We start from the raw sequence: 12,575 nt of genomic DNA on the forward strand, positions 1-12,575 counted from the left end.
CCGGGCGGAAACGTGCGGTACGGGGGGTTGCGAGTGCGTCTCGATGCGGGCACGGAGCAGTGCCGCCGAGACCGGTGGGTGATCTTCCGTTGACCTGCGCGAGGCCCGTGCACGCGACAGGCCGGTGCGGTCCGGGGGACGCGCCCCCGGACCGCACCGGCCCTGAACAGCGTTGATTCCACGAGTAGGTGACCCTGTCGGCCACCTCGATGGCCGAGTGGGACGGGTTGCCCCGGTCGTTACCGGCTCCGGCGGACCGTACCCGTCACCCGTTCATCGCGCGGGCGCTACGGATTGACGCAACCGATCGTGCCCACCGGGAAGTTGTTGCCGGTGGACGTGGCCGTGAAGCCGAACGACACGCTTCCGTCGGGGGCGATCACTCTGTTGTGGTCGGCGTTCCGCACCGTCACCGTGCCGTCCGAGCCGGTACGGAGGGTGCCGTTCCAGGCGCTGCCGATCGTGGTGCCCTGCCCGGGCTTCCACTGCACGGCCCAGCCGTTCAGCGGCGACGTCCCGTGGTTCATCACCTCGACGGAGCCCTGGAATCCGCCGTTCCAGGAGTTGGTCACGCTGTAGACGGCCATGCACTCACCGGTGTGCGGCGGGTCGCTCGGGTCGGGGGTCGGGTCGGTGCCGGGGTCCGGGTCGCCGCCCGAGCCGCGGATGCCGGTGACCTCGCCGTTGCCGCCGTCGAAGACCACGTCGGAGCAGGAGAAGAAGTTCTCCTGGCTGTCCGAGCGCACCCACTGCATGAAGATCAGCGCGTCACCGGAGCGGCCGGAGGGCAGCTGCAGGTTCCAGTGGTAGTGGCCCCCGTTGGTGCCCGGGGAACCCTGCTGGGGCGGGTTGGTGACGGTCTGGATCAGCTCCAGGTCGTTCCACTTCAGCTGGGAGGTGGGCGACCAGCCGGGCTTGGTGATGTACACCCGGAAGTCGCCCGGGTGCGCGGCCCAGTTGCTGTACTGCACCTTGATCGTCGCGCCGGACGTCAGGTGGGTGCGCGGCCAGTCGGAGCGGGCCGCGTTGTAGGCGGAGAAGTCGTAGGGCGACCGGTCGCCCGCGCTGCACAGCGTGCCGTCCGGTACGTAGCCGGCACCGCGTCCGCCGGCCTGGGAGTCGAGAACGGCGAACCAGTTGTAGAGGGCCGTGGCGCCGCTCTGGTTCAGCGCGGCCTTGCAGGCGGGGTTGGTCGGGTCGAGTGCGCCGGTGCCGGTGACGGCGTCCAGCTGGCACAGATAGGTGCGCGAGCCGGGCATCATCGCCACGCCGTGCGCCTGCGCGTCCTTCTGCCAGAGGAAACTGAGACCGAGCCCTCCGAGGAGGGTCGCCAGTACCGCTGCCAGAGAGACCAGTCTGCTTCTCAGAGCCATGGAGTCTCCTGTCCCGATGCTGAGTTCTTCATGGGCGGTGCGGATGGGGGATGGGGGAGGGGAACCGGGGGATTGGAACCCCCGCCCGGCCGGGGAGGGCGCCAGCCGGACGGGCGGGGGGATCTGAGGGCCGTCCGGGGAGGCGGTCGCGGCTCACGGACCGCCCCCCGGCGGGACGTACGGGCGTGCGGGGCCCGCCCCGTCGGCGCAGGGAGGGAAGAGCGGGCCCCAGGGCGAGGGGGCACGGCGGGGTGCGGCCCGCCGCGGCCCTCACGCGGTGCGGCAGGCGGTGCCGTTCAGCTGGAAGGCGCCCGGCTGCGCGAAGCTGCCGCTGTAGGCGCCCTGGAAGCCGAAGCTCTGGCTGCCGCCGGCGGCGATCCGGCTGTTGCCGGCCGAGGCGGTGGCCGTGACCGCGCCCGAGGAGGGGGTGACGGACGCGTTCCAGGCGTGCACGACGCTCTGCCCGGAGGGCAGGGTGAAGGCGAGCCGCCAGCCGTCCACGGGGGCCGCACCGTTGTTGGTGACGGTGACGTTCGCGGTGAAGCCGCCCGGCCACACGTTCGTCGCGTACGACACCGTGCAGGCGGCCGGGGTGCCCGGACCGTTCGGGTCGCCCGGGTCCTGCGACCCGCCCGTGTTGACGGTCGACGAGAAGGAGTTGACCGCGAGGCCCGCGCCGTTCTGCCAGGGCTCGAAACCGGCCTGGACGCTCGTCAGGTACCAGTCGCTGCCCGCCATCCCGCGGGCGACGGTCGCCCGGACGAAGTCCATCACGTCGAAGCTCCAGCTGCTGATCGCGGACGGAGCGACGAACGACAGCACGTCGTTGGTGCCGTTGCCGCCGGACCACACCTCCCAGGTGCGCCCGGCCACGGTGGCCGTGCCGACCTGCGAGCCGATCGGCTGGATCGGCCCCACCCGGTTGAACCAGATCATGATCTCGGTCCGGTTCACCCCGTCGGTGCGGGGCGTCGGGTCCAGCCAGATGTCGTACGAGGCGTTGTACACGGCGTCGGCGACATAGCTGTACGAGATGCTGCTGGGCGCGGAGGAGATGCCGCTGATGCGCGCGGGGAGCGCGGTGCCCGGCGAACAGTTCGTGTAGTGACAGCCGTTGAAGACCGACGGGTACGACTTCGGCGCGCCGTTGGTCGGCACCGAGCCGTCGGCCTGGGTGACCCGGAAGCCGGAGTCCGTGGCGGTGACGCACTGGGTGGCGCTGGTGCCCCAGCGGTTGTTCTGGACGACGTAGCGCCCCTGGATGACGGTCGAGCCGTACTGCTCGCAGATCGTGGTGTCGGCCTGGGCGGGGGCGGTCGCGGTCAGCAGCGCGGCGAGCGCCGCGAGAGTGGTCAGGAGCGCCGCCGACACGGCGCGCAGGGTGCGGGGGTGGTGCCGTAACCGTGGCATGTGGGGGACCTCTCGGGAGGGGGGTGCGGGATACCGGCGGGAGCGCTCCCGCCTCCCCATTGATGGGAGCGCTCCCAATGGTGTTCCGGAAGGGGACTGTAGAAGGCGTCCATGTCCCTGACAACCCTGTGCGCGACAACCCGTCGAACGTCTTTCGAAGTCGCAGGTCAACGCGATGATCCACTTGACCTCGGACGACGGGAGCGCTCCCGAAACTTTCGACGCGCAGGGGGCGGCGCGGGATTCCGCGCCGGGTCAGGCGGAGCCGCGCAGCACCAGTTCCGTGCGGTGGATGACGTGCCGCCAGGCCGCCGACGGCTCCTCCATCTCCTCCAGGAGCAGCCGCACCATCGTGTGCCCGATCTCCTCCAGCGGCTGACGGACCGTCGTCAGCTTCGGGTCGGTGTGCTGGGCGAGCGGGAAGTCGTCGAACCCGATCACCGCCACGTCGTCCGGCACCCGCCGGCCCGCCGCCCGGAGCGCTCCCAGCGCGCCCGCGGCCATGGTGTCCGACGCGGCGAACACCCCGTCGATCTCCGGTGCCCGCTCGATGAGTTCGGCCATCGCGCGGTGCCCGCTGTCCGCCGAGAAGTCGCCCTGCGCGGTCCAGGACTCCCGTGCCTCGACCCCCGCCCGCTCCAGCGCCTCCCGGTAACCGCGCAGCCGGCACCGGGCCACGTACATGTCCGGCGGCCCCGTGATGGTCGCGATCGCGCGCCGGCCGGTGTCCAGCAGGTGCGACACGGCGGTGCGCGCCCCTCCGACGTTGTCCGCGTCGACGTAGGTCACGCTCTCGTCCCCGGAGCGCCGTCCCAGCAGCACGGTGGGCAGGCCCACTTCGGCCAGCATGTCGGGCAGCGGGTCCGCCGCGTGCACGGACATCAGCATCACCCCGTCGACCCGGCCGCCGCGCGCGTACTCCACGAGCCGCTGCCGCTCGGCGTCCGTGCGCACCAGGGTGAGCAGCAGCTGCACCTCGGTCTCGGTCAGGGCGTCCCCGACGGACCGCACGATCTCGGAGAAGAAGGGCTCGCCGAACTGCCGCCAGTCCGGCTCCGTCATGACCAGCGCGACCGCGTCGGCGCGCCGTCCGGCCAGCGTGCGGGCGGCCAGATTGGGCACGTACCCCAGTTCCGCGATGGCGCGCTGCACGGCACGGCGGGTCGTGTCCCTGACCCCCGCCGCGTTGTTGATGACGCGGGAGACGGTGCCCCGCCCCACACCGGCGAGCGCCGCCACCTCCTCGAGCGTCGGTGTGCCCGGACGCCGCCTGAGCATGACCACCCCCACGAGATCACCTGATCCTACGGCCCCAGTCATGCCCGGATCGGCCGTTCCCGCAACCCGCCCGCCCGTGCGGCCGTTCGCACCCCGCGCCCGGCGTGAACGGCGTGTCCGGACCCTGGACAGGCCCCCCGGCGCCGTGCTCTCATCCCGACTGGGCCTTACAACGTTGTGCAGACCGAAAGGGCGAGCCACCCGCCCGTCCCGCGCACCCCCCTCCGCAGGACCACGGACGACGATGAACAGGAGCCCGCGCATGCCCGTCACCAGACGCACCCTCCTCGGCGCCGGAGCCGCAGGTCTCGGCGCGGCCGCACTCGGCGGACCCCTCGCCCGCCCCGCCTCCGCGTCCCCGAGAGCTGTCGCGGGCCCTCTCCCGGACGCCTTCCGCAGACTGTCCGCCGGCAGCGTCACCCCGCGCGGCTGGCTGGCCGGCCAACTGCGGCTCCAGCTCGACGGACTGTGCGGCCGCTACGAGGAGATCTCCCACTTCCTCGACTTCGGCACCACCGGCTGGGTCCACCCCGACCGCCCCGGCTGGGAGGAACTGCCGTACTGGCTGCGCGGATACGTGCCGCTCGCCGTGGCCACCGGCGACACCGCCGCCCTCACGAACGCGCGCCGGTGGATCGACGCGATCCTCGCCACCCAGCAGCCCGACGGCTTCTTCGGACCGCGCGCACTGCGCACCTCCCTCGGCGGCGGCCCCGACTTCTGGCCGTACCTGCCGCTGCTCCAAGCCCTGCGCTCGCACGAGGAGTTCACGGGTGACGAACGCGTCGTGCCCTTCCTCCTGACGTTCCTGCGCTACATGAACGCCCAGGGGCCCGGCGCGTTCGACACCAGCTGGATCTCCTACCGCTGGGGCGACGGCCTGGACATCGCCGTCTGGCTGTACCGCCGTACGGGGGAGGCCTTCCTCCTGGACCTGGCCGCCAAGATGCACACCCTGGGCGCCGACTGGACCGGTCCGACGCCCTCCCGCCACAACGTCAACATCGCCCAGGGCTTCCGCGAACCCGCCCAGTACGCCCAGGTGACCGGCTCCGCCGAGCTGACCCGCGCCACCTACCGCGCCTACGACACCGTCATGGCCGAGTACGGCAGGTTCCCCGGCGGCGGCATGGCGGGCGACGAGAACTACCGGCCCGGCTTCACCGACCCCCGGCAAGGCTTCGAAACCTGCGGCGTCGTCGAGTTCATGGCCTCCCACGAGCTCCTCACCCGCATCACGGGCGACCCGGTGTGGGCGGACCGCTGCGAGGACCTGGCGTTCAACATGCTCCCCGCCTCCCTCGACCCGCAGGGCAGGGCGATCCACTACATCACCAGCGCCAACAGCGTCGACCTGGACGACCGCACCAAGACGCAGGGCCAGTTCCAGAACGGCTTCGCCATGCAGGCGTACCACGCGGGCGTCGACCGGTACCGCTGCTGCCCGCACAACTACGGCATGGGCTGGCCCTACTTCACCGAGGAACTGTGGCTCGGCAGCGACGACGGGGGCCTGGCCGCCGCGATGTACGCACCCAGCACGGTCCGCGCCCAGGTCGCCGGCGGCACCACGGTGACCGTCACCGAGGACACCGGCTACCCGTTCACCGACACCGTCCGCCTCACCGTCGCCACCCCGCGCCCGGTGCGCTTCCCGCTCCGGCTGCGCGTGCCGGGATGGTGCCGCTCACCCGAACTGCGGGTCGCCGGACGGCCGGTGGGCGCGCCGGACGGACCGGGCTGGGCGACCGTGACACGCACCTGGCGCGACGGCGACATGGTCACCCTGCGCCTGCCGCAGCGCACCGAGGTGCGGGCTCTGCCGGACCAGCACGGCGCCGTGACCGTCCAGCACGGGCCGCTGACGTACTCCCTCAAGATCGGTGAACGGTACGAGCGTTACGCGGGTGACGACACCTTCCCCGCCCACGAGGTGCACGCCACCACACCCTGGAACTACGGCCTCGCCCCCCTGCCCAGGCCGGAGTTCACCCGCACCCCCGGCCCCGTCCCCGGCAACCCCTTCACCCACGCCACCACCCCCGTCCGCATCACCGCCGACGCCCGGCGGATCGCCGCGTGGACGGCCGACGACGAGCACGTCGTCACCCCCCTCCAGGACAGCCCCGCCCGCAGCGACGCCCCGGTGGAGCGCGTCACGCTGATCCCGATGGGCGCGGCGCGGCTGCGGATCACCGCGTTCCCCACGGCGTCCCCGGACGGGCGGCCCTGGACGCCCGAGCCGCCGTACCGGCGGATCGAGAACCGGCACAGCGGCAAGGTCCTCGCCGTGGACGGCATGTCCACCGAGAACAGCGCCCGCGTGGTGCAGTTCGCGAACACCGGCACGGGCGACCACGCCTGGCAGCTCGTGGACCGGGGGGAGGGCTGGTACCTCATCCGCAACGGCCACAGCGGCAAGGTGCTGGGCGTGGACGGCATGTCCACGGCGGACAGCGCGCGGGTCGTGCAGTACGAGGACAATGGGACCCCCGACCACCTCTGGACCCTGGTCGACAACGGCGACGGCTGGTACCGCGTCCGCAACCGGCACAGCGGCAAGGTGCTGGGCGTGGACGGCATGTCGACGGCGGACAGCGCGCAGGTGGTCCAGTACGAGGACAACGGCACGGCGGACCACTTGTGGCGCTTCCTCTGACGCGCCCCGGAGGGGCGCGGGGAACCGCGCGGTCAACCCCCGCCCACCCGCGCCCGGAGACGGCCCGGACCCGCCCGCGCGGCCCGTGCCCTGCGCACGAGGTCTCCGGCCGCCCCCTCCCACCCCGGCCAGGCGAACGCGAACCCCGCGTCCCGCAACCGGCCCGGCACCACCCGCCGGCTCTTGAGCAGCAGCTCCGTGTCCGAGCGCAGCGCGAACGCCCCCGCCTCCGCCATCCACCGGGTCGCCGGCAGCCCCACCGGCACACCCCACGTCCTCCGCAGCACCCGCATGAACTCCCGCTGGGGCAGCGGGCCGGGCGCGGCGAGATTCACCGCGCCCGCCACGTCCTCCCGCGCGATCAGAAACTCCACCGCCCGCACGAAGTCCTCGTCGTGGATCCATGACACGTACTGCCCGCCGCCCGCGACCGGCCCGCCCAGCCCCAGCCGGGCGAGCCGCAGCAGCACGTCGAACACCCCGCCCCGGTCCGGGCTCATCACCATCGCCGCCCGCAGGGCCACCTTCCGCGTGTCCGGGGTCGGCGCCTCGGCCTGCGTCCGCTCCCAGTTCTTCGCGATCTCGACGCTGTACGCCCAGTAGTCCGGCACGCCGCCCTCGGTGCCGCCGATGACGCCCGTCGCTTCGTCGTTCGCGGCGTCGAAGCGGTGGGCGTAGACCGTCGCGGTGCTCATCTGGAGCCACACCTTCGGCGGCCGGCGGGCGGCGGCGATCGCCTCGCCCACGACCCGCGTGGAGTCGACACGGGAGTCCATCATGGCGCGCAGGTTCTCCGGCGTGTACCGGCAGGAAACGCTGCGCCCCGCGAGATTGACGACGACGTCCGCGCCGTCCACCGCCTCGGCCCACGGGCCCAGGGCCGCCCCGTCCCAGGCGACGTCCTGAGGGCGGCGAGGCCGCCTGGTCAGCACGAGGACCTCGTGCCCGGCCGCGCTCAGCGCACGGTCCAGGATCGTGCCCACCTGTCCGGTCCCCCCGGGCAGAACGATCTTCATCGGACCCTCCGGCCTCTTCGCGTGCCCTCACCCTATCCCGATTTTTTGAACACGTTCAACAGTGGGGTGCGGTGAGGTCGAGGGCGGTGGTGGACAGGCCCGGGAGGGCCGGGCCTACGCCTGCGAGGCGAGCTGGATGAGGTTCCCGCAGGTGTCGTCGAAGACGGCGGTGGTGACGGGCCCCATCTCCAGCGGCTCCTGGGTGAAGCGGACGCCGTGCTCCCGCAGGCGCGCGTACTCCGCCCGCACGTCGTCCACGGTGAACTGGGCGAGGGGGATGCCGTCGGCCACGAGGGCGTCCCGGTAGGGCTTGACCGCGGGGTGATGGGCCGGCTCCAGGAGCAGCTCGGTGCCGTCCGGGTCCTCGGGCGGGACGACGGTGAGCCACCGGTCCTTCTCGCCCAGCGGCACGTCGTGCTTCTTCACGAAGCCGAGGACGTCGGTGTAGAAGCGCAGGGCCTTCGCCTGGTCGTCGACGAAGACGCTGGTGAGGTGGATCTTCATGAGGGGTCCTTCTCCGGTCCGGGGATACGGGGGCCGAGCCAGCGCTCGGTGATGTGCCGCAGCGGCGCGACATTCAGGTCGTGGAACTTGTACCGGCCCTCCCGCCGGGTCTCGACGAGCCCGGCGGCCTCCAGGACGGCGAGGTGCTGCGACACCGCCTGACGTGAGATGCCGAGCCCGTGCTTCATGCTCAGGCGCGCACAGATCTCGAACAGTGTCTGTCCGGACTTCTCCGTCAGCTCGTCGAGGATCGTGCGGCGGGTTCCGTCCGCTAGAGCTTTGAAGAGGTCGTCGGACATGCCCCCACTATAGGCAAGTCGTCACTTGCCTATCAACGCGAAAGCCGTCCCCGGTGAGTGACGGGTGCGGCTCCCGGTGCTAGCCGCGGCCCCCGGACGCGGCCGCGGCATCCCGGCGGAAGAGGCCCGGCAGGGACATGGCCCCGGGCCCGAAGAACACCAGCAGCAGGAAGCCCCAGCAGAACAGCGCCGGCGACAGGCCGCTGTTCTGCAGGGGGAAGAGCCCGTCCGGCTGGTGCTCGGTGAAGTAGGCGAAGGCCATGGCGCCCGAGCTGAGGAAGGCGGCGGCGCGGGTGAGGACGCCGAGCAGGATGAGCGCGCCGCAGACCAGCTCGATCAGCCCCGCGTACCAGAACGGCCAGTCGCCGGCGGGGGTGGCGTCCCGGCCCAGCACGCCGAACAGGGTGGCCGCGCCCTCACTGGTGAACAGCAGCCCGATGACGATGCGGAACAGACCGAGGGCCAGCGGCTGGTGACGGTCGAGCCGGTCGGTGGTGCCCATGGTGGAACTCCTTGCAGTGGCCGGTGCGCAGGGCGGGGAAAGAGGCGGCGCGGAGGCCGTCCGCCCTCACCAACGTGCGTGCCGGGCGCGCCGTTCAGCGGTTCCGGCCCTCGTAGGACACAGGTCGGCAACGGTCTTCCGGGCGGCGGCAGGCAGACTTGTCCCCATGAGCGACAGAGCTGTCCGGTCGGCTCGCCCCGCAGGCGGGAGCGACCCGTCCGCACCGGACACCACGGGACGGACACGGCTCGCGGCGGCGGCCGCGGCGCTGGTGACGGTCGGTGCGGGACTGGGCCTGCGGGCGGTGGCGACGGGCGGTGTCGCGAAGTACGGCGGGGACGCGCTGTACACCCTGCTGATCCTCACCCTCGTCGTCCTTCTGGCCCCGCGTACCACCCCCGCGCGGGCGGCGGGGCTCGCGCTCGCCGTGAGCTGGGCGGTGGAGCTGCTCCAGCTCACCGGACTGCCCGCCGACCTGACCGCGCGCAGCACCGCCGCCCGTCTGGTCCTCGGCTCCACCTTCAACGCACCGGACCTGTTCTGGTACGCGGTCGGCGCGTGCGCCGGCTGGCTCGTCCTCCGCGGGGTCACCCGCCGTCGACACGCGGTGTGAGGCCGTCCGTCCGGCACTCGTGACCACGGGTGCCGGACGCGGAACGCCTCAGACCCGGCGGCCGTCGCGCAGGCGGAGCCGCTCACCGGGGAAGCGCGCCCGGAAGCCGCGGTCGTGGGACACGGCCACCACCGCACCCGGGTAGGCGGCGAGCGCCGCCTCCAGGTCCTCGACGAGGTCGAGCGCCACATGGTTGGTCGGTTCGTCGAGCACCAGCAGGTCCGCCGGCCGGGTCACCAGCCGGGCGATCTGCAGTCGCCGTTGCTGCCCCGCCGACAGCGCCGCGACCGGCACCGTCAGGTCCTCCTCGCGGAACAGTCCCAGCGAGAGCAGGGTGTCACGGTGCTCCTCGACCGGCCCCGGCCGCCGCGCGGCGAACGCGGCGAGCAGTGGAAGCCGCCCCATGCGGACGGGCAGTTCCTGCGGCAGATGACCGACCGTGGCAGGGCGGCGCATCGCCCCCGTGTCCGGCTCCAGGTCCCCGGCGAGGAGCCGCAGCAGGGTCGACTTGCCCGCCCCGTTCTCCCCGGTGACCAGCAGCCGTTGCCCGGGCTCGACGGTCAATCGTCCCTCCAGCCGCAGCCGTTCACCGACGCCGACGTCCTCCAGTTCGACCAGCGGGGACACGGGCACGGGCCCGGCGGAAGACCGTTCGCCGACGGCCACCGCCGGGGCCGCCGTGAACCGCAGCGGCTCGGGCGGCGCGGGCACGGGCGTGCGCCGCAGCCGGGCCAGCCGTTCGCGCACCGCCCGCACCTGGCCGCCCAGTTTCGCCTCGTGCGAGCGGCGGTGTTTGCCGAATCCCTGCCGCGGGTCACCGCCGGTGGTGGACAGCCGTCTGCCCGCCGACTCCAGCAACTCCTCGGTGCGGGCGACCTCTTCGAGCCAGTCCGCGTGCGCCTGTTCGGCGCGGCGCCGTGCGGCCGCCTTCGCCGCCCGGTAGCCGGCCCAGCCGTCGCCGTACCGGCGCACCGAGCGGGTGTCCCGGTCGACCTCCAGGATGGTCGTGGCGATCCGCTCGATGAACTGCCGGTCGTGGGTGACGGCCACGACCGTGCCGCGGTGCGCGCGCAGCCGTTCCTCCAGCCAGTGCACCGCGGACGCGTCGAGATGGTTCGTCGGCTCGTCCAGCAGCAGCAGCTCGGGATCCGCGGCCAGGACGCAGGCGAGCGCCAGCCGGGACTGCTCGCCGCCGGACAGCGAGCCGAGCGGCCGGTCGCGGGTGACGCCGGCCAGCCCCAGCCCGTGCATCGCCGCGTCCACCCGCGCGTCGGCCCGGTACCCGTCGCGCTCCTCGTACGCGGTCAACAGATCGCCGTAGGCGGCGAGTTCGGCCTCGGACGCCTCACCGAGGCGCTCCTCCGCCGCACGCAGCCGGCGCTCCAGCGCGCGCAGCGGGGCGAGCGCGTGGTCGACCGCGTCCTGCACGGTGCGGTCGGGCTCCAGCACGGGGGTCTGGGTGAGGTGGCCGGAGCCGCCGGGGAAGACGACGGTGATCTCGCCGTCGTCGGGTGTCTCGGTTCCGGAGAGGAGCCGCAGCAGCGTGGACTTTCCGGCGCCGTTCTCCCCGATGACGGCAGCACGCTCACCGGGGCGGACGGTGAAGGAGACCTGGTCGAGGATGGTGCGGGGGCCGTAGCTCTTGGTGACGTCCTTGACGGACAGCTGTGCCGCGAGGGCGGGCGCGAGGGTGTGGGCGCGTGCGCGCATGGGACTTTCCCTGAGGTGAGAGAGGTGACGGAGGGCGAGGACTGCGGCGTCGGCCGCGCCCGGACTCAGAGAAAGAAGTAGTGGCGCATACCTCCACCCTAGCAAGACGATCCGTCTCGTCTCAAATTCTGTCCGGCCCTGAGGGGCGTTCCTCCGCGCGACGCGTCGGACACAAGCTCGATCAGGTCCCGCGCGACCACCGACGATGCTTGCGGCGCAGCTCCCCTGCGGCGACAGTGATCTCCGGAACGGTTGTCAAGGGAGCGGGTGGCCATGCGGATCGCGATCGTCGGAGCGGGTGGGGTCGGGGGTTACTTCGGGGCGAGGCTCGCCGCGGCGGGCCACGAGGTCACCTTCGTGGCCCGTGGACGCCACCTGGAGGCCGTACGGCGCTCGGGGCTTCTGGTGCGCAGTCCGCTGGGGGATGTCCGCACCTCACCCGGCTCGGTGGTGGAGAGCGTCGGGGACGTGGACGGCGCGGACCTGGTCGTCGTCGCCGTGAAACTGTGGGACACCGAGGACGTCGCCCGTCGGCTGGCCGCCTCGAAGCTGGCTGGCACGCCCGTGCTGTCGCTGCAGAACGGCGTGCACAAGGACACCGTCCTCGCCCGCCATCTGCCCGCCGGGTCCCTGCTCGGGGGTGCGTGCTTCATCTCCGCCTTCATCGAGGAACCGGGCGTCGTCCGGCACAACGGCACCCTTCAGCGCATGGTCTTCGGCGCCCGTCACCCTGAGCAGGAACCGGTCGCGCGTCAGCTCCTCCAGGCGTGCGCCGCGGCGGGCGTCGACGCCGAGGTCAGCGAGGACGTCGACCGGGTGATCTGGGAGAAGTACGTCTTCCTCGTCGGACTCTCGGCCACCACCACGGCGGCCCGCCGGCCCATCGGCGTCGTCCGCTCCCACGAGCGGACGCGGGTGCTGCTGCGGGACGTCATGGCGGAGGCCGTCGCCGTCGCCCGCGCGTCGGGCGTCGCGCTGGCCGAGGACTTCGCCGAGCGGCAGCTCGCCTTCTGCGACACCCTCCCCGCGGACATGACGTCGTCCATGCACAACGACCTGGAACACGGCCACCGTCTCGAACTGCCGTGGCTCAGCGGGGGAGTGGCCGACCTCGCCGCCGAACTCGGCGTCCCCGCGCCCCGCAACCGCACGGTCGCCGACATCCTGTCCCCGTACGTCGACGGCGCCCCGGCCGGCGCCTGACCGACGGG

11 protein-coding genes are annotated in these 12,575 nt (G+C 72.7%); 3 read left to right on the forward strand and 8 right to left on the reverse strand.

Annotated features, from left to right (window positions below; all coding sequences use genetic code 11):
- Positions 1–287: 287 nt before the first annotated feature.
- The 3 genes from ACP7TJ_RS31240 to ACP7TJ_RS31250 all read right to left on the reverse strand — a co-directional run bounded on the left by ACP7TJ_RS31240 (position 288) and on the right by ACP7TJ_RS31250 (position 4,061).
- Entirely contained in the window at positions 288–1,373 is a 1,086-nt protein-coding gene (locus tag ACP7TJ_RS31240; RefSeq protein ID WP_093768796.1) for a lytic polysaccharide monooxygenase auxiliary activity family 9 protein, read from the reverse strand.
- 270 nt (positions 1,374–1,643) lie between these two features.
- On the reverse strand, positions 1,644–2,783 hold the full coding sequence (locus tag ACP7TJ_RS31245) for a GH12 family glycosyl hydrolase domain-containing protein (protein ID WP_167741621.1): 1,140 nt from the start codon (positions 2,781–2,783) through the stop codon (positions 1,644–1,646).
- 255 nt (positions 2,784–3,038) lie between these two features.
- On the reverse strand, positions 3,039–4,061 hold the full coding sequence (locus ACP7TJ_RS31250) for a LacI family DNA-binding transcriptional regulator (RefSeq protein WP_093768897.1): 1,023 nt from the start codon (positions 4,059–4,061) through the stop codon (positions 3,039–3,041).
- A gap of 262 nt (positions 4,062–4,323) precedes the next feature.
- Here ACP7TJ_RS31250 and ACP7TJ_RS31255 point away from each other — a divergent pair, with 262 nt between their 5' ends.
- Entirely contained in the window at positions 4,324–6,720 is a 2,397-nt protein-coding gene (locus ACP7TJ_RS31255) for an RICIN domain-containing protein (protein ID WP_427767024.1), read from the forward strand.
- 32 nt (positions 6,721–6,752) lie between these two features.
- Here the strand turns inward: ACP7TJ_RS31255 and ACP7TJ_RS31260 are convergent, their stop codons facing one another.
- The 4 genes from ACP7TJ_RS31260 to ACP7TJ_RS31275 all read right to left on the reverse strand — a co-directional run bounded on the left by ACP7TJ_RS31260 (position 6,753) and on the right by ACP7TJ_RS31275 (position 9,041).
- On the reverse strand, positions 6,753–7,736 hold the full coding sequence (locus ACP7TJ_RS31260; protein WP_376724455.1) for a TIGR01777 family oxidoreductase: 984 nt from the start codon (positions 7,734–7,736) through the stop codon (positions 6,753–6,755).
- Between the two features lie 114 nt (positions 7,737–7,850).
- Positions 7,851–8,240 carry a VOC family protein gene (locus ACP7TJ_RS31265; protein ID WP_167741624.1) on the reverse strand — a complete coding sequence of 130 codons (390 nt, stop codon included), beginning with the start codon at positions 8,238–8,240 and terminating at the stop codon, positions 7,851–7,853.
- Complete coding sequence (locus tag ACP7TJ_RS31270) at positions 8,237–8,539, reverse strand: ArsR/SmtB family transcription factor (RefSeq protein ID WP_189911372.1); 303 nt, start codon at positions 8,537–8,539, stop codon at positions 8,237–8,239. Before ACP7TJ_RS31270 ends, ACP7TJ_RS31265 begins: the two co-directional genes overlap by 4 nt.
- A 79-nt stretch (positions 8,540–8,618) precedes the next feature.
- Entirely contained in the window at positions 8,619–9,041 is a 423-nt protein-coding gene (locus ACP7TJ_RS31275; RefSeq protein ID WP_189911373.1) for a DoxX family protein, read from the reverse strand.
- 166 nt (positions 9,042–9,207) lie between these two features.
- On the opposite strand from ACP7TJ_RS31275, the gene ACP7TJ_RS31280 reads away from it, so the two are divergent.
- Entirely contained in the window at positions 9,208–9,654 is a 447-nt protein-coding gene (locus ACP7TJ_RS31280; protein ID WP_167741626.1) for a DUF2809 domain-containing protein, read from the forward strand.
- 48 nt (positions 9,655–9,702) lie between these two features.
- Here ACP7TJ_RS31280 and abc-f read toward each other — a convergent pair whose 3' ends face one another.
- Entirely contained in the window at positions 9,703–11,364 is a 1,662-nt protein-coding gene (gene abc-f, locus ACP7TJ_RS31285) for a ribosomal protection-like ABC-F family protein (RefSeq protein WP_387791341.1), read from the reverse strand.
- 273 nt (positions 11,365–11,637) lie between these two features.
- On the opposite strand from abc-f, the gene ACP7TJ_RS31290 reads away from it, so the two are divergent.
- Entirely contained in the window at positions 11,638–12,567 is a 930-nt protein-coding gene (locus ACP7TJ_RS31290; RefSeq protein ID WP_401541008.1) for a ketopantoate reductase family protein, read from the forward strand.
- Positions 12,568–12,575: the final 8 nt, after the last annotated feature.

Origin of the sequence: Streptomyces sp. DSM 41931 (assembly GCF_050271085.1) — a bacterium.
GTDB classification, from domain to species: domain Bacteria; phylum Actinomycetota; class Actinomycetes; order Streptomycetales; family Streptomycetaceae; genus Streptomyces; species Streptomyces albogriseolus.